The organism is Candidatus Lokiarchaeota archaeon (assembly GCA_014730275.1).
Lineage (GTDB): Archaea > Asgardarchaeota > Thorarchaeia > Thorarchaeales > Thorarchaeaceae > WJIL01.
Genome location: WJIL01000016.1, coordinates 132,009 through 155,829, shown reverse-complemented (window position 1 = coordinate 155,829; position 23,821 = coordinate 132,009). Strand labels below are relative to the sequence as shown.

At 45.7% G+C, this 23,821-nt stretch carries 28 protein-coding genes; 8 read left to right on the top strand and 20 right to left on the bottom strand.

The features are described from left to right. Positions 1–9: 9 nt before the first annotated feature. The gene (gene spcS, locus GF309_03130) at positions 10–1,341 is read right to left on the bottom strand and encodes an O-phosphoseryl-tRNA(Sec) selenium transferase (GenBank protein ID MBD3157760.1); all 1,332 of its coding nucleotides are present in this window, start codon (positions 1,339–1,341) and stop codon (positions 10–12) included. Next, complete coding sequence (gene selB / locus GF309_03125) at positions 1,331–2,731, bottom strand: selenocysteine-specific translation elongation factor (protein ID MBD3157759.1); 1,401 nt, start codon at positions 2,729–2,731, stop codon at positions 1,331–1,333. Before selB ends, spcS begins: the two co-directional genes overlap by 11 nt. A gap of 115 nt (positions 2,732–2,846) precedes the next feature. Between selB and GF309_03120 the strand changes: the two genes are divergently transcribed. Next, positions 2,847–3,257, top strand: a complete 411-nt coding sequence (locus tag GF309_03120; GenBank protein MBD3157758.1) for a hypothetical protein — start codon at positions 2,847–2,849, stop codon at positions 3,255–3,257. Between the two features lie 92 nt (positions 3,258–3,349). Next, the gene (locus GF309_03115) at positions 3,350–4,402 is read left to right on the top strand and encodes a 4Fe-4S binding protein (protein ID MBD3157757.1); all 1,053 of its coding nucleotides are present in this window, start codon (positions 3,350–3,352) and stop codon (positions 4,400–4,402) included. 63 nt (positions 4,403–4,465) lie between these two features. On the opposite strand, the gene GF309_03110 is transcribed toward GF309_03115, so the two are convergent. The 8 genes from GF309_03110 to GF309_03075 form a co-directional block, all read right to left on the bottom strand. Next, the gene (locus GF309_03110) at positions 4,466–4,822 is read right to left on the bottom strand and encodes a LysR family transcriptional regulator (GenBank protein ID MBD3157756.1); all 357 of its coding nucleotides are present in this window, start codon (positions 4,820–4,822) and stop codon (positions 4,466–4,468) included. A 64-nt stretch (positions 4,823–4,886) separates the two neighbouring features. Then, positions 4,887–5,135, bottom strand: coding sequence for a hypothetical protein (locus GF309_03105; protein ID MBD3157755.1), 249 nt, complete (start codon positions 5,133–5,135; stop codon positions 4,887–4,889). Positions 5,136–5,199: 64 nt separating this feature from the next. Further along, a complete protein-coding gene (locus GF309_03100; GenBank protein MBD3157754.1) occupies positions 5,200–6,198 on the bottom strand; it encodes a hypothetical protein in 999 nt (332 codons plus the stop codon). A gap of 267 nt (positions 6,199–6,465) precedes the next feature. Then, entirely contained in the window at positions 6,466–7,335 is an 870-nt protein-coding gene (locus tag GF309_03095) for a glycosyltransferase (GenBank protein MBD3157753.1), read from the bottom strand. A gap of 153 nt (positions 7,336–7,488) precedes the next feature. Further along, entirely contained in the window at positions 7,489–8,115 is a 627-nt protein-coding gene (locus tag GF309_03090) for a hypothetical protein (protein ID MBD3157752.1), read from the bottom strand. Between the two features lie 55 nt (positions 8,116–8,170). Beyond that, positions 8,171–8,488 carry a hypothetical protein gene (locus tag GF309_03085; protein ID MBD3157751.1) on the bottom strand — a complete coding sequence of 106 codons (318 nt, stop codon included), beginning with the start codon at positions 8,486–8,488 and terminating at the stop codon, positions 8,171–8,173. A 132-nt stretch (positions 8,489–8,620) separates the two neighbouring features. Then, on the bottom strand, positions 8,621–9,202 hold the full coding sequence (gene endA / locus GF309_03080; GenBank protein MBD3157750.1) for a tRNA-intron lyase: 582 nt from the start codon (positions 9,200–9,202) through the stop codon (positions 8,621–8,623). 11 nt (positions 9,203–9,213) lie between these two features. Further along, positions 9,214–9,876, bottom strand: coding sequence for a DUF47 family protein (locus GF309_03075; GenBank protein ID MBD3157749.1), 663 nt, complete (start codon positions 9,874–9,876; stop codon positions 9,214–9,216). Between the two features lie 85 nt (positions 9,877–9,961). Here GF309_03075 and GF309_03070 point away from each other — a divergent pair, with 85 nt between their 5' ends. Next, positions 9,962–10,759: a hypothetical protein gene (locus GF309_03070; protein MBD3157748.1), complete on the top strand. Its 798-nt coding sequence runs from the start codon at positions 9,962–9,964 to the stop codon at positions 10,757–10,759. Here the strand turns inward: GF309_03070 and GF309_03065 are convergent. Next, on the bottom strand, positions 10,752–11,474 hold the full coding sequence (locus tag GF309_03065) for a hypothetical protein (GenBank protein ID MBD3157747.1): 723 nt from the start codon (positions 11,472–11,474) through the stop codon (positions 10,752–10,754). The two genes, GF309_03070 and GF309_03065, sit on opposite strands and share 8 nt — an antisense overlap. Before the next feature lie 169 nt (positions 11,475–11,643). Here GF309_03065 and GF309_03060 point away from each other — a divergent pair, with 169 nt between their 5' ends. Further along, entirely contained in the window at positions 11,644–12,609 is a 966-nt protein-coding gene (locus GF309_03060) for an AAA family ATPase (protein MBD3157746.1), read from the top strand. A 117-nt stretch (positions 12,610–12,726) separates the two neighbouring features. Here the strand turns inward: GF309_03060 and GF309_03055 are convergent, their stop codons facing one another. Together GF309_03055 and GF309_03050 are read right to left on the bottom strand one after the other, a co-directional pair. Further along, entirely contained in the window at positions 12,727–12,870 is a 144-nt protein-coding gene (locus tag GF309_03055; protein MBD3157745.1) for a DNA-directed RNA polymerase subunit P, read from the bottom strand. Between the two features lie 142 nt (positions 12,871–13,012). Next, a complete protein-coding gene (locus tag GF309_03050) occupies positions 13,013–14,599 on the bottom strand; it encodes a radical SAM protein (protein ID MBD3157744.1) in 1,587 nt (528 codons plus the stop codon). Between the two features lie 77 nt (positions 14,600–14,676). Between GF309_03050 and yciH the strand changes: the two genes are divergently transcribed. Continuing rightward, a complete protein-coding gene (yciH, locus tag GF309_03045; protein MBD3157743.1) occupies positions 14,677–15,036 on the top strand; it encodes a stress response translation initiation inhibitor YciH in 360 nt (119 codons plus the stop codon). A gap of 171 nt (positions 15,037–15,207) precedes the next feature. Here the strand turns inward: yciH and GF309_03040 are convergent, their stop codons facing one another. From GF309_03040 to GF309_03025, 4 genes are all read right to left on the bottom strand, one after another. Further along, complete coding sequence (locus tag GF309_03040; protein ID MBD3157742.1) at positions 15,208–16,155, bottom strand: type II methionyl aminopeptidase; 948 nt, start codon at positions 16,153–16,155, stop codon at positions 15,208–15,210. A gap of 77 nt (positions 16,156–16,232) precedes the next feature. After that, positions 16,233–16,625: a hypothetical protein gene (locus GF309_03035; GenBank protein ID MBD3157741.1), complete on the bottom strand. Its 393-nt coding sequence runs from the start codon at positions 16,623–16,625 to the stop codon at positions 16,233–16,235. A 73-nt stretch (positions 16,626–16,698) separates the two neighbouring features. Further along, positions 16,699–17,472, bottom strand: coding sequence for a geranylgeranylglyceryl/heptaprenylglyceryl phosphate synthase (locus tag GF309_03030; protein ID MBD3157740.1), 774 nt, complete (start codon positions 17,470–17,472; stop codon positions 16,699–16,701). 91 nt (positions 17,473–17,563) lie between these two features. Continuing rightward, entirely contained in the window at positions 17,564–18,181 is a 618-nt protein-coding gene (locus tag GF309_03025; GenBank protein MBD3157739.1) for a hypothetical protein, read from the bottom strand. A 176-nt stretch (positions 18,182–18,357) separates the two neighbouring features. Here GF309_03025 and GF309_03020 point away from each other — a divergent pair, with 176 nt between their 5' ends. Both GF309_03020 and GF309_03015 read left to right on the top strand, forming a co-directional pair. Beyond that, positions 18,358–20,322 carry a 4Fe-4S dicluster domain-containing protein gene (locus GF309_03020; GenBank protein MBD3157738.1) on the top strand — a complete coding sequence of 655 codons (1,965 nt, stop codon included), beginning with the start codon at positions 18,358–18,360 and terminating at the stop codon, positions 20,320–20,322. Between the two features lie 118 nt (positions 20,323–20,440). Continuing rightward, positions 20,441–21,049 carry an NTP transferase domain-containing protein gene (locus tag GF309_03015; protein MBD3157737.1) on the top strand — a complete coding sequence of 203 codons (609 nt, stop codon included), beginning with the start codon at positions 20,441–20,443 and terminating at the stop codon, positions 21,047–21,049. A 16-nt stretch (positions 21,050–21,065) separates the two neighbouring features. Here the strand turns inward: GF309_03015 and hypD are convergent, their stop codons facing one another. Further along, the gene (gene hypD, locus GF309_03010; protein MBD3157736.1) at positions 21,066–22,151 is read right to left on the bottom strand and encodes a hydrogenase formation protein HypD; all 1,086 of its coding nucleotides are present in this window, start codon (positions 22,149–22,151) and stop codon (positions 21,066–21,068) included. An 80-nt stretch (positions 22,152–22,231) separates the two neighbouring features. Then, the gene (locus tag GF309_03005; protein MBD3157735.1) at positions 22,232–22,552 is read right to left on the bottom strand and encodes a hypothetical protein; all 321 of its coding nucleotides are present in this window, start codon (positions 22,550–22,552) and stop codon (positions 22,232–22,234) included. Between the two features lie 250 nt (positions 22,553–22,802). On the opposite strand from GF309_03005, the gene GF309_03000 reads away from it, so the two are divergent. Then, positions 22,803–23,099 (top strand): hypothetical protein, encoded by a 297-nt coding sequence (locus tag GF309_03000; GenBank protein MBD3157734.1) that lies wholly within the window; start codon positions 22,803–22,805, stop codon positions 23,097–23,099. On the opposite strand, the gene GF309_02995 is transcribed toward GF309_03000, so the two are convergent. Continuing rightward, entirely contained in the window at positions 23,096–23,719 is a 624-nt protein-coding gene (locus tag GF309_02995; protein MBD3157733.1) for a hypothetical protein, read from the bottom strand. The genes GF309_03000 and GF309_02995 overlap by 4 nt on opposite strands. Positions 23,720–23,821: the final 102 nt, after the last annotated feature.

Here is a 23,821-nt window from a genome sequence, read left to right as displayed (position 1 = left end):
AAGCCTCCTTCAACCCTTCTTTAACCATTCGGTTAATTCCTTATATAGTCTAGTAGTAGCTTGTTTAACGTCTGTACGACTTGCTCCGATGGCGGCATTCATCACCAAGTAGCTGTGTGGGTAACCATCGATTGAAGCTCCCTTCCCGTTCTTAGGTACAGCTCGGGGACCGGTAACTCTTCTGTTATAGAGCCGCCCTCCAATCTTTTTTGCGTCAAATCCGTCAATAGTCATCGCACATGCCACTGGGTTCCAAATCGACAATAAGCGCTCATCAACAGAATCGGCAATAGATGCCATCTCATCCTCCAGAAAATTGAGGTTATTTACCTGTGCCTCCTGTAACTTGCTGTATTCCTCCAGTCCGAGAACTAGCAAAGCGGCTAATGTTTGAACGACTGGTGCTGCCGTTGCTCTCCCAGCATACGTTTCAGCAGCCTGTTCAATGATGTCATCACGAGGAGATACTAGGATTGAACCACCAACAGGCACCAAGAAGTTCTTGTCACTACTCTGCACAACTGCATCAACTCGGCCAGCATCAATTGCAGAACGAATCTCGCTCATAACACGCTTCGATTGAACACCATAGGCGTTGTTGATCACCAGAGGTATCTGTTTTTCTTCACATAGCTTGGCGATTGCTTTGACAGGATCAGATTCACGTGGGGGGAAGAAGGTGGTTGTTGCTAAAACGGCTGCGTTTTTTGCATCCTGCAAACACTTCTCAAATTCGTTCATATCGGGGACAACTGCATCTCCATCCAGAACAGTGGGTATAGTCTTCTCGTTTAGTCCGGCAAGTTGAATTGCCCGCTTAGGTGAGGTATGATCAATACGTGGATAAATGACGTTTCGTGTGCCAATTTCCCTCCGAAATGCCCCGAATACCAGTGCTAGTGTCATGCCGGTAGAAAGGGGAGTAACCAAACCAGCTCGGACATTGGGCAAGCCTAACTCACGAATGGCGTCAAGGGCAACAGAATTGGCTATTCTCTGCATTATAGATGCTCCCGGAGCCTTTGGCTGAGGAGCTGTCACATGGCCACTGCGCCCAATGCCATGATTAAATCCTGCCGCCAGCTTCTGTATCATTGGACTAGCGGTCCTTCCTTCTCGTTCACCCACTCTTGCTGCATCTGGATCTTTGTCTGTATCCATTGATGAAAGTAGTCGTAGCAGTAAATCGACCTGTTCTTCTGAGAGCGGTTCTTTCGGGAATTGTCTTCGATTTATCACATCACGAACTGGTGAAAGCAATGCCTCAAGCGTAATTCGCCCCCGTTCTTTCATGTTATGAGGTACAAGTGCTTCAAATCGGTCAATAGGCTCATCTGCCAAAACGGTATTCCTCCTCTATGTAGTCCTCCAATACGACTTCCTCTTTGAGTTCCACTTCATCTTCAAATGTCACTATTACGACACCACGGGTTCCAAACGCATCCAAGATTCTTCCTTTAGCTCCATTTTCACTACGGACGGTTTGTCCCTTCAGTGATTGTGCTTTTTGCTTGCTTCGGGCAAGGCCCTCTATCAGTACATCCTCATCTCGAATTCTACTGATTTCTCCATTTCTCGTCCGCACGTGGTGTAGTGTTACTACATTCATGAGGTCACCAATGATTCCACAACCAACGATGCGCATACTTGTTACAGGCATATCGGTTCGCATGAGTAGGACACGATTTCCTATTTCTGCAGGTACTTTCTCCTTCAGCAACAGCGCAGCTTCGAATACTCGCTCCTGAGGTTCTTCGACGGTAATTCGTCGTCCATCCATCTCTCTGAAAGGTACGATTTCTGCAGTAACGCTCGACATTCCAATCGTTGCATTCACAACCATCCGTGCAGTAATACGGCCCTCATACCCCGGATTGAGTTCGACTCCTATTAGAAGGGATTCTGCAGTCTTCATGCTATCAGGAGTGCAGAGATAGTTTCCACGCTCAATGCGTTTATGATCAAATGCTGGAGCATTCACACCCACGCGATCACCTGCGGTTGCTGACTCTCGTTCCTGTCCGAAGGTCTGAATCGTACGTACTGTTGCTCGACTTCCTCCTGGCACCAATTGTACCGCATCACCAGTAGATAGAGACCCCCTAAGAATAGTGCCAGTCAATACAGTTCCATGACCAGTAACGGGAAATGCGTGATCTATAGGTATGCGAAGGGGGCCTTCATCCTCTCGGTTGGGGGAAGTAAGTGAATCTACCAGTATCTCACGCAGCTTCTGGATGCCAGTACCTGTTTCCGCAGAGACAGGGATATAATCAACTGGCTCCAGTTTCAATCGCTTTGCGATTCCTTCAACTTCTCTTGAAACCTGCTTCACTTGATTGTTCTCAACAAGGTCGGTTTTCGTAATGGCAACAAGCAATTTGTCTATAGCCATCGCCTTGAGAACAGTGGCATGTTCGATGGTCTGTATCTGCACGCCTTCATCAGCTGCAACTGTCAGAATAGCGGCATCAATGATACTGGCACCAGCTACAACGCTTCGAATCAAATCAGCATGACCCGGAGCATCAACAAGGGTCACAAGGTATTTGTCGGAAGAAAACATGCTGAAGCCCAAATCGATTGTGATTCCGCGCTTTCTTGACTGGGGATGCTTATCAAGGCCAGCTGTGAATACTTTTTCACTAAGACATTTCGCCAATTCTGTTTTGCCATGGTCTATGTGGCCTACAAGTCCCACATGTACGGGAATCAGGTTTTGCAAGGTCACACTCCCAAGAAGTCAGTGAGTATCATCAGTTAAAACGTTATCACAAAAGGCGAAGCTCACATACTCGTATGCTTCCATTCGAGTGGTTTATTGGGTAGGATGCATTAAACAAGATATGGTTTCCAGATCACTGGAAAAGATGTTGCTCATTGCGGTTGGGCTATCAAGTGCGGTTATTGTCGGGGTACCTCTGCTGATGCATGCAGTCAATCTTATGGCGGGGGCCACCCGTTTCGAAATGGCACAACAGGCAGCCAACCAAATACATAACGCGACTGAAGAAATCGATATGGAGCAAGCAAACAGAACTACTGTCCAATTCAACGCCCCTGAAGGGTTTGCCATTCAGGTCCAAGACAACAAGCTAACTATCACATATTCTCAAGATGGCGAGATAGTCGGTTCGTGGCCACACACATACAGTCATTCTTTATTATCCACGGGATTCCAAGGAAGAGGAAACTATGTGCTAACGATAAGACTAGTTGATGAGGTGGTTCATCTCAGTTTCAACCATCAAGAATAGCCGCGTAGCCATCTGTTTTCGTCTATGGTACACGTTTTCAACATAATCCTTTTAACGTTGCCAAGGCACGCCAACATTGTTCCAGCCGAGGAATGAATGCCATGGCAGACAATGCCGATGAGAGCAAAAAACCACACGAATCTCAAGAAGACGAAGCAGTTTCAAAACAAGAATCTGCCTCAGATGATTCTTCGAGGGGCTTTGATGCCCGCGAATTAGTTGGTCGTTTCATAAATGTAAGAATGCTCCGTCGTGTGGTACAGATCTTGTTCTTACTGGGAATCAATGCCTATGTTTTCACTGCCTGGTTTGGTCAAGAACAAATACTTCAATTCTGGGACACATTTCACGAGATTCTACCAACGTTGCCAATAATAGCACCGCTGGAGGCGCCCTTTGCAATGATTGCGGGATCGTTTGATGTCATGCAGAGGGTATTTACAAATGGTGCATTTCCATTCTTTACCATTGGTGCCATGATTCTCATTCTGATAGTAATAGGACGAGCACCATGTGGATGGATTTGCCCAATTGGAACTATTCAAGACTTCGCAAATCTACCTAATAGGACAACGGTTCATCCTTCTCATGGCGCAGAGGAGGAACTGCGACGGATTAAAGCCTACATATTCGTCATTGTGATGTTCTTAGTCGTCTGGGTGGGAATAAGCAGATTACAGGGGTCTGAAGAAAATCTAGTTCGAGTTCTCGGACCATTTGCCAGAGCAGCATTCGATCCCCTCAATCCAGCATACATTTTGTTCGTGCTTTTCCCTGAACAGACCTGGCCTAGTGGGCTAGATAACCTCTGGCTTCTCTTAACATGGGAACCTGTGTTCTGGTTACAGGTTGTATTCATTGGGATTATTCTTGCAATTTCCTACTGGTTCCCACGGTGGTTCTGTAGATGGCTCTGTCCAGCAGGCTGGCTGTATGGTGTATTTTCCAGAGATGCGCTCATTGGAATAGGAAGGAATCCTGCACGCTGTACTCCTGATACATGTACGGTATGTGAGGAGGTCTGTCCGATGAATATCCGGATTCGCAGTTTTCCGTACCAGCATATGCATAGTCCTGACTGTATCATGTGTCTTGAATGCAAAAGCCACTGTCCAAATGGTGCAATCGAGATTAGATTCCTCTAAGAGGCAAGCTATTCATCTAGTATATTGATGAGGCGATATTGAGGAGAACATAGAACATACAGATTATGATTCATTACGAAAATCAGCAGTGGCAGATTCCAGTTTATTCTTCGCAGCTGCGAAAAGATTCATGAGCTTCCTGCCTTCTGGAGTTATCTTTGCTCCTCCGCCGCCAACGTTTCCACCCCGATATGTTTCTAGTATTCTGACACCAAGTTTCTTCTCAATGTCTTTTACTATCCCCCACGCGTAACGATATGACATATCTAGAGCCGCTGCGCCAGCTGTTATTGTACCCTCTTCGTCGATGCTTTTGAGTATGGCATATGCACCAGGACCGAAAACATACTCTCCATCATATTCCAACCACAGTTTCCATTCGGGTGCAACCTTGGCAAGAACTTCATCACTTGAAGACAAGAGACATGCCTCCTAGGGCATGCACTCTTTGGATTTCATCAGTATTAAACAGAGCTATTGTAAATTAGGGACCCCATCGAAGACGTTCAACATCTCGCTTCTTTTTGAATTCCTTTTTTACGATTTTCCAGTGCCGTCGACAGAGATATGTGCGCCTATAGCGAGAAGTTTCCATTTCTAGTCCTGCCTTTCGAATGCTGTTAGCTATTCGCTTTGTTGGAAAAGATCGCTTGACAGGTTTATCACAACCCACGATGCTGCATGTCTTATCAGCCAAATTTGTCACTTCTGAATGGGCAATTTCGGATATCATTATAATGATTTCCGCTCTCGCAGGCATTGAATAGAGAGAATAGAAATCAGCCTATCTCTGAAAATCAGTCATTCTGAAGTCTATTTTCTGGAGTAAGAACTGGGCCGTGAGAGAAGTCAAAAATCACTTTCTCGCGATTGGCCAAGCGAAGTCTAAGTTCTTCACTATCATCCACTTCGCCCACAACTACATGTTCCATACCATGTTTCGTACATATTTCCGACACTCTGGAATGATTCTCGGGGCTAACTGCAACCAGAAAGCCAAGTGAGATATACATTCTCAGCCAATCTTCGAGAGAAACCGTACTAGGAATCTCCGATTTTACTGCATTCAGATCTAGGTGTCCTCCTCTGCCAGAATATTCGAGGAGCATCCCTGCTGTTCCAACCATTCCAGCTGTTGAAACATCTTTGGATGCATGTACCAAGTGAAGCTCTGCAAGTTCATTCATTGTAGATAAACGTTGAATAACTGCATCCGAGTCTTGTTCAGTTACTGAATCCCAGCCCAGCTTATAATGCGCACCAACCTTACCATTCTTATCGAAAAGCAAAACCAGATGATCGCCAGAATGTGCACCTCCCGCGGTCAACAGGTTCGATTTCTCTACAGTTCCAGTAGCAGATCCAACAACATAAGTTGATTGAGATTGCGAATTTGTATGCCCACGAACCAAGGGGATTCTAAACTTGTGTGAGCCATCAATAAGCCCTTCAAGTAATTGCTCGCCCACATCTTCGTCAGAATAGGATAACGCAACAGCCAGTGATGTGGGTCTACCTCCTGCGGCATAAATGTCCATCACATTAGCCAAAATGGCATTGAAGCCAGCTGCTCGAGGGTGGTAAAGGCACAACTCTTCGACGATAGAATCAGTAGTCAAGAGAACGTATTCATCACAGCTAGTCTCTATTGCAGCTGAATCCTCGCCCAATGTATGCGGAAAATCACCATTGTAAGAAGACTTTCGAAGACGACTTATTATGCTGGGAAGCACGAATTTCCGAGAGATTCCATTGAATGAAAGCAACATGTCCACGATATCATCAAGACGGGACAATCAAATCCTCTCGGAGGTTTTGGTACCTAGAAGGCACTCACGGTGGTACTAAGAAATCAAGCGCGAACTCCCTTTGTCCCAGTAACAACCCTATGCCAATAAGTGACAGGGCAACCATGAAATAAATCAAAGCCCTCATTTCCGGGCGGACCTTATCTAGCACTTCTCTTCACCGTCTTTGTGAGCTTTCTAGCCAGCTGCTTATAGGCATTGTGGGACTGGCACTTAAGGAGAAGAATCCTGCAGAGGACTGAGTTATCAAAGGGCCTAGCGGTAACGGTGACCACGCTGGCTCTCAATGAAAACAACATCTTTTTCTCTCTGAAGAATCTTCCTTAGAAGACGAGTTAGGCTGTAGTAATAGCGAACCACAGGAATATTACAATTCCAAGAGCCGCGAACCCATTCTTGCCAGTATCCTCTTAGTAAAGCAGATCCATGGGCGGGACCCATACGAAGTGCACTTGTAATAGCAGATGCAATGACGAGCAAAGGATTGCGCGAAACGTAGTAACTGCGTCTTCCTCGCCTAAAATGACCCTCTTTGGACCAAAGAAATGTTGGTGGTGCAAGTATTTCTATATCATAACGGATGGCAATTTTGTATCCGCTCGCCAAGGCGATAATGTTCAAGAAAGTGTCAGGGTGAAGATCCCAAACTGAGTTGATTTGTTGGAGAATAGCCCATCGAAAAACCTTACCGCCACCCGAAGGCATAGTTCGTAGAGCAGGATTCTTAGGATTCTTTGGAGCAACCACTCCGATGCGAGGATGATTATCCAACCACGATAACATACGTTCAAAATAGTTGGAAGGAATTCTTCCGTCAACATCCATGAGAGCCCCATAATCCGAACTCAAGTCCTTGAGAACTGGAAGAGCCTTCTCATAAGATCTACCCACAGTATTGATATCGGGCTTGGTTTTTTGCGGCATCTGTATAGAGATGATATCGACAGGGCTTCTTGAAGAAAGGGTTTCAATAATCGAAGCTGTGTTGTCAGTTGAACCGTCATCAATCAATACCCAGTGAGCTGGTAGTAACGTCTGTTTCTCGATTTCATCAAACAGCCTAGGAATTCTATCCTCTTCATTATACACGTTCGTCAATACTGTATAACGAGATTTCAGTAACATCACCTTCGCCAAGAATCAAGTGTGGTTATCGACATCGCTTAGAAACTCATGCAGTGTCTCAAAATTCACTTAACTCATAAACCATTCGAAAACCTGTCATATCACCAAAAAATCACACTTGAGGCCACTCAAGTCAGAATAGGCATGCCTTCTTTAGGGAAGTACCTCATTGGCTTGTGCGATGCTTTGTTCCGCTATTTCCCTGCAGATTTCTAGGATTTCAATTTCTCTTCGAATTTCGTCACGTTGCCTAAAATAGTGGAATCTAGCTAGAGAGTCTATGTCGTATCGTGCACGGAGTTCAGTTTCTTCATTTCTTAGGTTTTGAATAGCATTAGCCATGCGATGAATACATTGCTCCAGGGTTTCTACTTCCTGTTTCAGATGCTGTTTGATTGTAGAAGAATCCATTTTGGTGATGTCATATGTACTAAGCGTTTCCGAATCCTTGTTTCTTCTAGAAGCGGGGGGTATTTCCAATCTTGTTTGGGAGGTTTTTCTCACAGCTTCAATGAGTATCTCAATACGCAATTTGATATCCACATTAGCCAAACTCTTTCGTTTTTTCCTGATGTTTTTGAGTCTGGTCGCAAGGGTTCTAGCCCTAGTACCAAGTAGCATCTTGTCAGCATTCTCCAGCTGAAGCGCCTGCCGCGTTGCCACGATTTCTTCTGTGAGTCTATCAAGCTCGCGATCCAACACTATTTGTTCTGCCCTTGAAATCAATGCCTCACGGGATTCCTCGTTCAAATCTGAAAAAATGTCTTCGTAATCAATCAAGATTAGCCCCCCATCTGGAGGGTCCCCCTTCTCAAGAGAAAGAGTGAGAAACGAACTATGCTAGCTCTGCAAGTCTAGCAACGAGGTCGTCAAACTTCGCCTTCGTGTTGACTATGGTCTCTGCACCATACGAGGGGAGAACCTTCAGTTCTTCAATTAGCAGGGCAATAGCCTTCTTGGGTGCAATTTCCTTCTTGTCAAAAAACCCATCCGGAAACGTAAGAGAACCCTCAATCCATTTCTCCTTGGTTTTGTCGGCAGGATACAAACAGTATGCATAGTCGTCATTACTGCAGATGAAACTAGGCGTGTTTTCCCAGGCCTCTGCGAGCAGCTTGCCGAAGGTCTTTGCATTTTCCGCTTTGTCTGGCATTGAATATCACCCTATTAGACTGTGAACTTAAGGAAATCATTAGGTTGGCCCTTTATTTGTCTTGCTCATTGCAATGTTGTTTCTTCCAAGATATAAACATACTAAGGCAGTAGCTACGTATCTACTCCAAAACTATGGTCTAAACCATTCAAAGGAGTAATAGCCGATTTCCCCGCGTTCTTCAACTGTTGCTATTATGAATTTCTTTCGCACACTCGTTGCCAAGCGGCTAGCTCGGACAATATCAAGTGGGTCAACACCCTTTTTCTGAGGAATAACATGAACCATGAAGGGTGCATGATCAATTCCCGGCCCCTTTTCATATACAGCAAAATCAGTACCAAATTTGAGACCAGGCCGTACTACATATCCGCGTCTGCGAAGCTCTGAGTATACTCTGTAGCGAACATTGAATTCAGGCGTTTTCTTCAAACCAATTTGAATCAAGGCCTCTTTCTCAAGAACCTGACCGTCTTCAGCCCGCTTGACAACCAATATACCCTCTTCACTAAGGTAGATGCTTTCCAGCAATGATAGTTCTAGTGGTTTGTCAAAATCAGGTGATTTGGGCTTCCTGATTCCCACAGGTTGACCGAAGTAGCCCATTCTGTAGAGCATGCTGCTGTGATCAGGATTCCAGACGATAGTTCGGTCAGTGACTAGCTGACCTTCTACAGTCTCATTTGAGGGGTCTGACACAGTCACACAACTCACTTGTAGTAATTTCAGGTTCGCAAGGTAAGAGAAAGGGACCGTATTGTAATAGCGGCATCTTCGCTAAGATTGGCTATCTCCTCAAGGGTGTTGAGAAAATCTCTGAATCTCAGCAGAATGGCTAAATCCAATTCTGCAGGATAGAGCATGCTTATAGCTTCCCGCTGGAGGATATCGATTTCCTTCTCAATGCTGCAAATCTGGTTTGCTTTCTCCATAGATTTTTCCATGTTTATTGAGAGGAATCGTACTCCTTCTTTCTGTTCTGTTACAGTGGCAATAATCTTCTCGCCAATAGTTGAAACAGTCTTCTTGAGTTTATCACTGGGCTCCCATTTACTTGCAACAGCAGCCAAATGATAACACGCAATTTCTGCCCCATCGATGAGCTTATCGTTGTAATGAATAAGTCGAACAAGGTCTTCGCGCTGTATGAGTGAGTTGGCCTTTGCAAGTTCGTTGAGAATGGATCGTTTTAGCTTGTCTGCCTTTTCTTCTATTGACGTGATTTCATCCAGCTTTTCAGGAGCAACCTTCTTTCCATCATCAAGCCATGTATTGAGACTGGTTGTCACAATCTTGTTCGCGGATAGAGCATACCTGAAGTGTTCCTCAAGCATCTGGGTTATATTAGCCAGTTCTTGAGTTAGAAATCGGCCATTGTCGAGAACCATGCTACGCACCAACACTCTCAGGGTCGGCAGGTTTAGAGGAGCTTTTAAGTCTTCGCCAGATGCTTCGAAGTAGAGGATTCACCCGATGGAACCATGGCAGGTCATTGCAGCACTACTACAAGGGCTCATCGAGTGGTTGCCCATAAGCAGTGAAGGGCAAACAATGCTATTTGTTTACAATTTTGCCACGTTCCCGGCAGAAAGTCTTCTTACACTCATCGTATGGCTTCATCTAGGTACGGCCCTTGCAGTTATCGTCAGATACCCAAGAGAAATACTGGAGATTCTAACTATTCAGGACAAGCAACTCTTCAAGCTTCTGCTAGTAGCCACTGGATGTACCGCCGTTACTGCAATTCCTTTGTATCTGCTACTCAAATCCAGTCTTTCTACCTTTCATGGTGAAACCTTGAATACCATGGTTGGTATGCTCTTGGTCTTCACAGCAATCATACTTTATCTTCCTACGAGAACAGGAATCGGAAATATGACTACTAAGGAGCCATCTATCAAGGAAGCTGCAGTGGCTGGATTAGTGCAAGGATTTGCTGTTTTACCAGGACTCAGCCGATCGGGTCTCACAATCTCTTCTTTGCTCATGCAGAGGGTCAACAAAGAAACTGCTATGAAAATCAGTTTCCTAATGAGTGTCCCAGCGGTTATCGGGATTTTTGTTATCGAGATGCTTACTGGTACCTCTTTACCACCACAGATGACACCACTAGATTTGGCAGCCACCGAAATCATCGTATTCATCGTGGGACTGGCATCAATGGAAACTCTGCTCAGATTGGCCAAGAAAATCAGCTTTTGGAAACTCTGTCTCTTCCTTGGGATTATCGCGATTGCCTTCGGCTTACCTGGAATCCTGGCAGCTATTTAGTGCGCTTCTGGAACATCACGGCTATTGGTGCATTAGCCTTCCGCCATTCCGCTAGTTTGCCTTCATAATCAAGCGGAATTTTTGTTCTTCCGTGATTCCCTACCACCACGAAAAGAGTATCCTTTCTGGCCTGCCTGCAGAAGACCTTAATCCAGTTATCCGTTCGACGAACAATCTTTTCCAAAAGTTTCTTTGGAGGGGTCCGATGTCCATATTGAGCGTATAGGCTTTCGAAATCGAGAAAGTGCAGATAAAGGAACTCGCTGCGAGCAATATGTTTGGTCGATTCCACGTAGACTGCCATATCGTTGCGAACCGTCATCGTGAATGATTGGTCGAGACCAAATTGCCTTTGATCTTCATCTCGGCAAATCGCCTGTACGACCTTGCCACTATCATCAATATGCTGCAGGAGATTGAACTTCTCCTCTTCTGGGCCATTTAGAATCGTGTTAATGAGAGGTATAGCATAGGGCTCATCGGTCTCTAGAACCGCTACGGCTTCAAGCTTCTTGATGAGGGCCTCAGGTTTGTAAACGACCGCTTCAAATAGGCCGAAGTTATCAATCATAATAAAGAAAATTGAGCTGGGATTGAATCGTTCCATCAGGTTAGGATTAGGAAATGGCAGAAAATCCGGCACTTCCACTTTCAGAAGTCTGAGAAGTGTAGATGTAAATTCCGGTGGATTTGTTCTGACTTGCGGGAACGACATCAGGTGTTTCCTCTTTTCTTTTCGAGCTGTTGTCGGGATAATGAGGTGATATGGCCCGGCTTAAAGGTTACCTAAAACGGAGATGTAGAGAATGAGAGGTGCGCAGAGAGAATAGCAATTATGGAAGAATTAATAGACCACTATACACCAGCTTCCAAGAGGACCCCCGATGACCCTGCATGACATAATTTACAATGATACAATTCGATTCATCCTCTCTGGCGGGAAGGGTGGTGTTGGTAAAACCACTTGCGCGGGAGCAATGGCCGTTCTTTCGGCAGAACATGGTTTCCGTACATTGGTTATATCGACAGACCCAGCCCATAGCCTAAGCGACAGCTTCAATCAGAATCTCTCAGGGGGTGAGGTCATACCTATCGAGGGGGTGGAGAAGTTGTGGGGCATGGAAATAGATACCGAGAAGGGCATGAATCAGTTCCAAGACATGTTAGGATCTGGGGCTGCTGGTGCTGAAGGCCAGATGGCATCTCAGCTTATGGGCGACATGGGCGGTATGTCACCACCGGGATCCGACGAGGCAATGGCATTTGGTAAAATCCTAGAATTCGTAGAAGATGCATCCTATGACAGGGTTATTTTTGACACGGCACCAACTGGACACACCCTGAAACTCCTTGAATTGCCGGATATGTTGGATAGCTGGCTAGGCCGGATCCTCACACTCAGACAACGATTGAGTTCAATGATGTCGGGTTTCAAGTCCATGTTCGGTAGTCAAGAACAAGAGGATACATCATGGCAGATGCTTCAACAAACAAAAGAGAAAATCAAGCTGGCCCGGGATGAACTATCTAACCCCGATATAACTCAGTTTGTCGTCGTCATGATTCCTGAAGCAATGGCTGTTTTTGAAACTCAACGCCTGCTTGGGAGCTTGGATGCGTGGGATATTCCCGCAAATAACATAATAGTGAATCAGATCGTACCTCCAAACCCAGATTGTACATTTTGCAATCATCGTCGCCAAATGCAGCAAAGGAACCTAGCTGATATTAGGGACCTCTTTCATGATATGGACATAACAGAGTTACGCCTCTTCCAAGAAGAAATCAGAGGTATCGAAGATCTCAGGAAAATCGGAAAGATCCTTGCATCGGAGGAAAAGACTTCATGAGGTATAGTCTTAAACGGAAATTAATGTCATTGTGTTTTGTCCTGCTATTTCTGGCATCTGTAGTTGCAGCTGCTTATCTCATATTCAAACCATAGATAAGCAGAAAAAAAAAGGAATCTATACACCCTTGACGCGTTTAACTACCGGAGGGCGCACCTTGTACAGGATTCTGCTACCGCAATATGGACATTTGACACCCGGCAAGGTTTCAAGACCTTCGGTTGTGACTTCTTTCTTACATTTATGACAGACATAGACCATGCGATTTTGAATCTCCTGTGCAATTGTATGAAATGCAGTACCACCTATCCGCTGGTAACTACAATCTGAATAGCTAATTGAGCACATATGAAGTTTTGCTTAGCGTTACACAGAAGAGGCTCTGAGAAGAGGAGCAATGAGGCTAAGAACGCACTACTTCTCCAGCCAAAAGGTTCTCACTTAGTATTTCTGTGATTCTCACATCGAGAACCGTCCCAGAAGTGAATCCACCCTGCACAGTCATTATTGGCCCCTCGCCAAGAGGGTAGACCATGGTGAAACCATGACGTGACCATGAGGGTTCCGCCGCAACCCCACGGACAGTCTTCCCCACATAGGATTTCTTTTCGCTCCTGTTAATTCGAGCAGCTTCTTTCCTGAGTTCCCTTGTTAATGAATGATCCATTTGCGGTCCTGAAAAGGATTCAAAAGCTGAACCAGGCAAGGGACGAAAACCATAGAGAATAATTCGACGCGCTCCAGCCTCGTGAAGCTTGCGCATAATCCGGATTGATTCTCTGACGGTCTCTTCCGTTTCGCCGGGCAATCCGTAAATGAAGTAAACATACGGATTGAGGCCATATTCAGAAGCTGTTTCAACAGCGCGAAGTACACCGTATACTGTGCCGCATTTACCGATTCTCTGCCGATGTTCTTCGGAACCAGTCTCAAGCCCAATATTGGGAGAAGTTTCGGGAACCGTGTGCGCAAGAACTTCTGTAACCTCTTCATCAAACAGGCAAGCCTTGATGTTCTCAATACTCAGGTGAGCAGTCCCATTCTCAAACTGTTGAAGGGTTGCTAAACGGGTCAGAAGTTCGGATATAGCCTCGAGATTCGGTGGTGGACTACATGGATTTGTTAGCGGGTAGCTGCCTCGCTTATAGTCCAAGAAGCCAGGAGCCTCGAGAACAATCCTATGAACTCCCAGATCAAGCAGCTCCTCAATCTCTTGCACTATCGCGTCAATCGACCGGCTCCTAGGAGGCCCCCATACCGAAGGTACACTACAAAATCCGCACCCGGGTGGGATATCTTCAGGGCAATACATTCGATCCTGTAAGTTCTCCGAAGCACAGTTCCCACACTCAGAACATCTTCTGCCATCTGGAAGTTGAATCCGGGCTCGATTGAAGTTGGAGCACCCGCGAATTGTCTCTACGTAGACCTTGGCGGCTGGATAGGTTTCGTAGTCAACTATCCGCACTGTCGAAGGAGTATATGTTTCGGATAAATCTCGCTCAGAAAGGGGAGGTCGTTGCTCTGTGAGGAATGGCCCGCTTTCGTCCACATAGCCGATTCCCTGTATCGACGATAATGAAACCGAATCCTCAAGGAATCCAGCGGAGAGCAGTGTATCAAGTGTGGCTTCACCTTCTCCTAGGACCAACACGTCAGGTTTCAGGGATTCGAGGATACTCTCCTTTCCCTGTGCAATGGGCCCCCCCAAGACGACCTTGCCTTCTGGTTGTCGATACCGCCATAATCCGATAAGAGACTCTGTAGCCGGCAAATCCATGGTCATGGCAGAAATGGCAAAATGAGAAAATCTCTTCATCCGAGACGGTTTCTGAAGTAAATCCTCAGCACGCATGATCCTGCAGGGAATACTGTGTTTCTCAAACACCCCTGCAACTGCTCTCGGGCCGCAGCCTATAGAATCCCGTGAACTTGTCCGTTTTCCGGACCCGGCTGCTAGAGCATCAGCAATCAGAATCCTGTCAGTCATGGGTAGTACCTTTAGTAGTTGGTAGCACTTATATGGGAGGGTTACGCGTAAACACACAACTGAATAAGAACCTAACAATGAAGGTGGAATTTTTACTGAGCGAAGACGAAGGCGGTATATGTCCGAATTGTGGGCTCCCTCGAGACTTGTGCGTTTGCGAAACCATTGCACAAGAAGAGGCACAAATCAAAGTAGATGTCGAGCGACGAAAATGGGGTCGCATGTATACGGTGCTGTCTGGATTTGATAAGGCAGTTGATCTCGACGATCTTTCTTCACAGCTAAAGAGTAAGTTGGCGTGTGGAGGTGCTGCCAAACATGGTCATATTGAATTGCAAGGTGATCATCGAGGTAGGATTGAAGATGTGCTTTCGGATCTGGGGTTCCCGCCCGAGATGATAAAAATAGACTGGAGTAACAGGCCAGGCAGACGCTAGCTCTACATTTCAGATAGTCTCTGCAAACGATTCAGCTGAAGCTGGATTGCGGCCGTTTTGAAAGACCTGATGGGCCAGCATGCACCGGAAGATAATGGCATGCGTAGCCATTCTTGTAGAAGTGATATCTAGAACAAGAGGATATCTTCTGATGCCAGGTTTTTTGAGAGGCTAGGTGGTTTGTATGTAGCCATCCTCAGTCACGATTATAGTATGTTCATGCTGAGAAACAAGTTCGCCTTCTTTCTCAGATAGAACATTGTGACCAATGAGCACATTATTCTTCTCCAGTTCTCTGATTGCCATCTCAAGAGCTGCATGCTTCATTTCTTTGGCCAACCAGCGTTTTGCGAATGGGAACTCGCCATAGTCGCGACGTGCGATTGCCAAGAATTGCTTGGATCCACGGAACCGTACAGGGACACGTATTGGCAAGAGCTGGTAGATGTAGGCATCAGGACCATCAGTGACATTGCCAGCTCCCGTACTCGCGAAAGTTTCTATTGCATACATTTCTCCTGCTTCAACTTTGACCTCGGATTTCCCTGAAACACACGGGACCTGCTTCTCAGCATGGAGCTCATATTCTCTCAGCTGATGTCCTGTCAGCTGCTTCACAGGCTTGAAACCTGCATCCTCAATCGTCTGTTCGATGAGGGCCCCAATGCTATTGAGCTTGGCACCTGGTCGAAACATCTTGATAGCAGTATTGGTGGCATCCACTGAAGCCTGAACCAAATCATCATGGTCGGGATTCAGTGCTACCGTGAAAGCAGAATCCGAGATACAACCATCGATGTGCGCTCCACAGTCGACCGTAACAAGATCGCCTTCTTCTATGACGGTTTCATCCTCCAGAGGAGAAGTGTAGTGGGCAGCTACATTGTTGATGGCTACGTTACATGGGAAAGATACACCGCTGGCATGCTTCAAAATGTGCCCTTCAACAGCTTCTACAATATCAAGCACTTTTGCACCGGGTTCAATCATGTCACGAGCAATGTCTAAAGCGTCTCTGGCCACTATCCCAGCTTCTTTCCACTTAGCCCACTCGTCCTCTTCCTCTTTCTCTTCCTGTTCCTCCTTCTGATTTGCATTACTCTTTTCTTCTTCTGACATAATAGCCACCGTTCAAGAAGTCGACTTACAGAAAACAAGCTTGTACTTGCAATTAAAGAATTGCGGAATAGGGTTTTCTATGCAAGGGCTGATTCTATTCCTTTTGCTATTCGACTCATCATGAAGAATAGATATCCAAGATTGACCCTCTTATTGGTCAACACGGCCAGAATCGCGTCATCGCCCGCTCCACAGATGATAGTATAGCCATTATCACCTTCGATAAGCATTCGTACAAGGGAGCCGCGTTCCAGTTCTTTGAACACCTTTCGGGTTTCCATCTGGATTTGCATAGATCGCCCAGCAATGACATCTTCTGCAGGTACGTTATCAGGCGGATCCTCCGGGAACCAACTGTAAATGGGAAGCCCCTGGGATCTAGAAATGATAGTGCTAGCTTCAATATTGCCTTGGGAGGCACGGCTTAAGTCCTCGAGCAGTTCTCTGAGCATTTCGGTCTTAGCAGACAAGCTTCTGAATCCTCCCGATGCATCTGGGATTGTTTCACATATTCACGGTATTTAAGTATGACCAGCTTGAACCTCATACCCGGTCCGAAGCTGCATTTTTGAGGGCATCGATGATTGAACTTAGTCCTTCACCGCCGTCTTCAGGGCAGTTTTCTTCGATGTAAGTGCCTTGGACGACAATTGATGCACCAGCTTCTACCAGTCTTACTGCTGATTCTGCATCATTGCAACCACCACCAGTGATGATTGGCAGTTCACAATACTGATCAACAGTTTGAATTACCTCAGATGGTACGCCTCCACCTTCTGCACCACTTCCGGCCTCGAGGTATACCAGTTTGAAACCCATGAACTGGGCTGCTAATGCATACATCAGGACGAGTTTCGGTTTATCACGGGGGAAGCATTTGGCATCACCGACCCACGCCGCAGTTTTTCCAGGTTCGATGAGAAGATAACCCATAGGAATGGTCTCAATACCAGACAATCTGACTTTACCAGCACCCAATGCCTGCGCCCCTATAATCCAGTACGGGTTTGTACTGTTTAGAAGGCTCATGAAAAACATCGCATCGGCATATTCGGATACGCCAGTAATGTTACCCGGGAAGAGAATTGTAGGAATGTCTATGGATTCGGTTATGGCTTTCACAGCCGGGTCGACCAATCCAAATATGGTACTGCCACCAATCATTATCGCGTCGGTACCTGCATCCTCAGCAATTGTCGCCAATTCAACGCATTTCTCGGTTGTCATCTTCAGAGGATCTGGATCGAGTAGTGAGAAGTGAAGGGCGCCTTCAGTGTCCAGCTTCTCAGAAATATAGGTCCATACCTTGCCGGGCATCGTAGCTCAAAGTTTCGGCATAATGCACTCTTTTTATCTCTTTGGTGGCGGATAAAAGGTATTCAGAAACACCTTATCAATTGTTAATACTCTATACACGGGGTATGAAACGCCCAGTTTGTTGCATATATTGGCGGTATTCATCTCCAAATTGCGAGATTAGAAGTTCCTCTTCGTGCAGTGAGATACTATAGTAAGCTGGGATGCCTATAAGAAGCAGGATTGACAATACAGAGGGGAGAAGGAAGTTTACACCTAGGATACAAATCAGGTACGAACTATAGGATGGATGACGGATCCACCCATATGGACCTGTCGTAACCAAACGGTGATTATCAGTCATGTCCCACGAGGAGGCCATATTTTTCCGTACAAACCGCGACCAACCATTGAGGAGGACACCTCCACAAAACAGAAACAGACCTGTGAATTCCAGCATCAGCCCGGGTCGAATGAAACGAATCAAACCGAGAAAATCATTGACTGGAAGAACGAACCACCCAACGGAAAGCAAGAACACGATGGAAAACAAAAGAAGTGTGGATAATGTTGCAGCGCCAAGAGCTGTTTTTGGAGTTTCAACATCGTTTGCTGTATCACTGTACCTCCGAGGCGTTTGCATCTTCCTGAAATCCAGTACAATATGCAGAAGCAAATCGGCAGCCGAGAAGAACAGAATGAGCGGGCCAATCAATTGATAGTCGTTCATGATTCCGTAATTTCTTTCAAATTCCTTTATAGGTTTTGTAGGCCCCCAATCCGTAACAATTTATTATCTAAAGTCAATCCAACGCTGATAATCTGGGAGTGGCAAGATAGCCACATGATTAAAGGATAATGTCTGATCGTAACAGAACTTGCCCATACGCAGACGAGGAGAATGCAATGCCTGAGAAAAGAATTGGAGTATTCATTTGCCATTGTGGTAGCAACATTGCCGGTGTTGTGGACGTCGAGAAGGTCGTAGAGGAAGTCAAGGATCTACCAAATGTAGTCCACGCTGAAGATTACAAGTATGTTTGCTCTAAGCCGGGGCAAAAAATCATCACGGACCGGATAAAGGAAGAGCAGCTTGACCGGGTTGTCATAGCAGCGTGTTCTCCAAGAATGCACGAACGTACTTTTAGAGAGACCATGAGAAACGCAGGCCTCAATCCTTACAAGCTGGAAATAGCGAATATTCGGGAACATAATAGCTGGATACATGCTGATGAGCCTGAAGCAGCAACAGAGAAAGCTATAGATCTCGTGAGAATGGCTATAGCCAGAGATAGACTCCTTGAACCATTGGAAGAACCCGAGGTCGAAATCGAGAAAGCAACAATGGTTGTTGGAGCCGGCATCGCAGGGATATCAGCCGCCCTAGATTTAGCCAACGGTGGATTCAAGGTCTACTTGATTGAAAAAGAACCCAGCATTGGCGGAAACATGGCAAGAATAGATAAAACCTTTCCAACGCTTGATTGTTCCTCCTGCATTCTCACACCCAGAATGGCCGAGGTAGAAGCACATCCGAACATCGAACTAATCACGATGGCTGAAGTTGAGAAGGTTGATGGTTATGTAGGCAACTTTGAGGTAACTGTGAAGCAAAGGCCAAGATATGTTGATGTTGAGAAATGTACCTCATGTGGAGATTGTGCGGAAGTTTGTCCAGTTGATGTTCCAGCAGATTTTGATGCTAATCTAACATATAGGAATGCGATTTACGTTCCCTTCGCACAATCTGTTCCTTCTGCATACGTTTTAGATATGGATAGCTGTCTGGGAGTAGATGTCGTGCGATGTGGAAAGTGTCAGGACGAATGTGAAGCTGAAGCTATCAACTATGATGACAAAGAGAAACTGATTGAGTTTACGGTGGGAACCATCGTCGTAACAACGGGATACAATGTATTCGATGCGACTCAGAAGCAAGAATACGGCTATCTGGAGTTTCCCAACGTTGTCAACATCATGGAAGTCGAGCGGATGCTAAGCTCCTCAGGCCCTACCCAAGGACATGTTGTCCGGCCATCTGACTTGGCTGAGCCAGAAAAGATTGTGTACATACAGTGCGTCGGGAGTCGGGATCAACAAACAAACCAATACTGCTCTCGAGTTTGCTGTATGACTGCTATCAAACAGGCACGGATGCTTAGAGACAAAACTGGAGCCGACATATACATCTTCTATATCGATTTGCGAACCTTTGGAAAAGGCTATGAAGAATTCTATGAAGAAACTGCTGAAGCAGGAGTAAATTTCATCCGTGGGCGTGTAGGAGAAATTCAGCAAGATGATGAGACGTACAACCTGATAGTTCGGGGTGAAGACACTCTCCTCAGCAAACCAATGGAACTCGAGGATATCGATTTGGTAGTCCTATCAACGGGTATCGTCGCACCCGAATCCGTAGATAAAGTCGCCAAGGCGCTGAACCTGAGTAGATCGCCTGATGGATTCCTTCTGGAAGCACATCCGAAACTACGTCCCGTGGAGACTTTTGGTGACGGGATTTTCATTGCAGGCATGGCGCAGGGACCAAAAGACATTCCAGATACGGTAGCACAGGCAAAGGGAGCTGCTTCTGGAGCAATGGCACTTATGGGGAGGGGCAAGATAACTCTAGAGCCGTACTACTCCGTTGTTGATGAAGATAAATGCGCAGGGTGCCACATGTGCATTTCAGTTTGTCCATACAATGCAATAGCAGCAAATGAAAGAAACCATGCAGAAGTGAATCCTGCACTCTGCAAAGGCTGTGGAACCTGTACAGCGGCATGCCCAAATGGAGCCATAACCTCACAGCACTATACCGATGGGCAAATCTCAGCTATGATAGATGAATACCTTACAGCCCGAGACTAACCCCGGAGGAAAATATAAGGAAGATAATCGCTTCTCTTAGATACCCAGGAAATGTGCCTTAATCTAAATCCGTACATTCAATCAATGACTGATTGTGCTCCAACTCGGGGGAACCAAAATGGAAGATATTTGTCTTGCAATACTATGTGGAGGACAATCCAATAGATTTCGTAGCAATAAGTCATTAGCGGAATTTCACGAAGAACCACTCATCTCACATATGATTGGAATTGCAAGAAAAACCTCCAATTCAGTATTTGTTGTCGTATCGAATAATGAACAGAAGCAGCAAATCCAGCCACTTATTGGAAATGTTCCGACAGTTCTTGATCCAAAGGGTTACCCTAGCTGCCCACTCACTGCATCTCTAGCTGCCTTCAAAGCCTGTCAGAAACAGTTCTGTCATTTGCTCCCAATTGACACACCGCTGCTCAAACCGGCTCTCGTTGAACTAGTTCTCAAACTTCACAACAATCATGATGCGGTCGTACCACGCTGGTCTTCTGGTTACATCGAGCCGCTCCATTCACTATACAAGACAGCATCAGCGATACCTGCAGCAAAGAAACTGCTTGCCAGTCGGTCTCTCAAAATGAGGAACCTTGTGAACGCACTGGAAGATGTACTTTTCATCTCTGTAGAAATCCTAAGACAAGTAGACCCGTATTTGGACAGCTTCAAGAATGCAAACACAAGAGAAGAACTACGTCAACTGGAAAAACAGTAGTTCTCATTTCCAAGATTCATTGTTCAAGATCCATGCCCTCGGCCCTAATCCTACAAGTTCCTTCATGTCCCACCATACACGGGCCATACGGATCATCGGGTGTACATCTATTGCCAAAAAGGCTGCAATCAGTCGGGTTGGCCATACCCAAAATCACTTTGTGACAGAGACAGCCGGGGAGAATATCAACAGATTCCATCTCGGGAAAATCATATTGCTCTCGGGTATCGTGTTCAGAGAATTCGTCCCGTAAGAAGTAACCCGAATCTTCTATCTCCCCAAGCCCCCGCCAAGGAGCATCATCGATTTTGAATGCCTCATCCAAGATTTTTCGAGCTGCAGGGTTTCCTTCCGGTCTAACTACTCGCGAATACTCGTTCTCCGATTCCGCCCGCCCTTCTTGAATCTGAAGCAGAATCATTCTAATTGATTCCAGAACATCCAATGGTTCGAAACCCGCTGCAACACATGGTACACTATAATCATGAGCAATATTCTGGTATACTTCAGTTCCGATAATAGTTGAGACATGACCCGGAGTTATGAAACCATCTACATCAAAACCCTCCAAATTAACCAATAGATGCATAGCCGGGGGTATCAACTTAAGGGAAGTCAGTATCGAGAAGTTGTCCGGGGGGCCCTTCAGTATCTCCACTCCCATTGTAGGAGCGGTGGTTTCAAAGCCAACTCCGACAAATATCGTTTCTCTATCAGGATTCTTTCTTGCAATTTCCACTGCATCATTTGGTCCATAGACCACTCTAATATCCGCACCAGCAGTACGTTCTTTCGCCAGTGTTGAATCAGTAGCAGGTACTCGTATCATGTCTCCAAAAGTAGTGATTATGTGGTCACGTCTTGCCAATTCTATAGCTTTGTCAATATCCTCAGCTGCGCAGACACAAACAGGACATCCGGGACCTGCCACCAAATCGATGTGATCTGGAAGGATTGTACGGATTCCATTGTGAGTGATTGTGTGTTCATGAGTGCCGCAGACATGAACAATCCTGATGTCCTCTCCTGAGCTTAAACGTTCAATCTCCTTCAGAACAACATCGGCGTATCTGCGATCCCTGAATTTGGATTGTTCTAACATGACAGCTTCCTTCGATGGAAAGACTGTTGTGCGGGGGCTTATAGTTCGTTAGATGACTACATTGAGAAGGGGGTTAAATTTTACTTCCGAACCTCGTCAAGGATTACGAGGGATTCCCCAATGGATATGGATAAGCGACTAGCCAATTCACGAACGCCAATATTCGGCTCTTCTTCAAGTATGGTGTTGCGGATGTAACCGCATAACCCGCTGTACATGGGATTTCTTTGTGCGGTTTCCACTAGAATCGTCCATAGGGGATGATTCTTGAAATCGGTGAGATCTATATCAACAAGACGAGCTGATTGAACCTCTTTCTCAAGAGCAATTTTTGTCTCTGAATAGTCTCCTTTTTCTTGGCTGTCAATAGATTTGTCTGTCAATTTATGTTGCTGACTCATGATGGTCCCTTCTTCGATTCTTCCCGGCGAAATTTGAGACTAGGTGTAGATACTACTTGGGTTTCAAATGATTATAAGAATTGGCACCCGTCTACTAATACCGCGCCATAATTCCCACCCCTGTTATGAAAAATAGAGAGATTATTTCAACAAATATGCAACTGTAGTAAACTTTTAAACAGGTGCGACTACGGATAGTCGCAACGATACAATTGACCTTGAACGGTCATTATCGGGGTTTGAAAGAAGATTGCCACAAGGTGTACGTAGAATAGTTCTAGACGTGCTGAAACCTCACACGCCGAGAGTTACTGATTTGGCGATGATGCTTGCCCGTGAAGAGCGTGTGAAAGGGACGAATATCACAGTCAAGGAAGTTGACCAAAATACGGAGAGCATATCAATAACGCTTGAAGGAAACGACCTTGATTATGATACAATCAAGGAAATCCTTGAACAAGCCGGTGCAGTCATCCACTCAATCGATCAGGTTGTAGCAGGAGAGCATTTTGTTGAAGATGTCGAGGTTGAGCCTGAAGACAGTTAGAAAACTCCGTCTTTCCCGCCCAGCTTCTCAATCAATCGCTCACTTTCAGTTTCAATTCGATTTCTGACAACACTTCGAAGCTCATGCTGAAATGCGGGGGGTATGATTTTCACTACATCACACAGCTGATCCACAATTCGCTCAGTTAGTTCGTGTGACGAAATAGGACTACCACGAACGATACTCTTGACAACAGCTTCTCCCACACTCATTTTCACAATTGAATCCATAACACTACAGATGGTCCCTTGTGAATCAATGAAAAAGGGCAAGTGATTCTTGTCGTGCAAGATAATGAAATCCAGCTTCTCAACAATGCTTTCGGTATACCATTCCAAACTGGATTCCTTCATACGAAACTTGCCAGCAAATTCGTTTTTGGTTAGGGGGTTCGGATGACTCCAAGGATGACGGCTAACCAAATAGAGTGCGGCCGCGAAGAATGGGTCAAGCTCCCGAGGCATACCCTCTTCAGAAATGTATCGCCGAATCAAATCCAAGGCCATGTTGCCATAGCGTTCATCAACTCGTGATTCTGCAAAGAATTCATTGGCATCCCGGATTGTTTGAACTACTTCCTGGGGGCTTACCACGAGCTGACTGTCTTCACTGCGATACATGTTACTGGAACTCCGAGTGGCTCTGATGGCTCCTCACTCCAGAAATCCTGCTGCAAACTAATATGGCTTTCGAATGGAAACGGAGGGTGAGTTAAAAGGCGC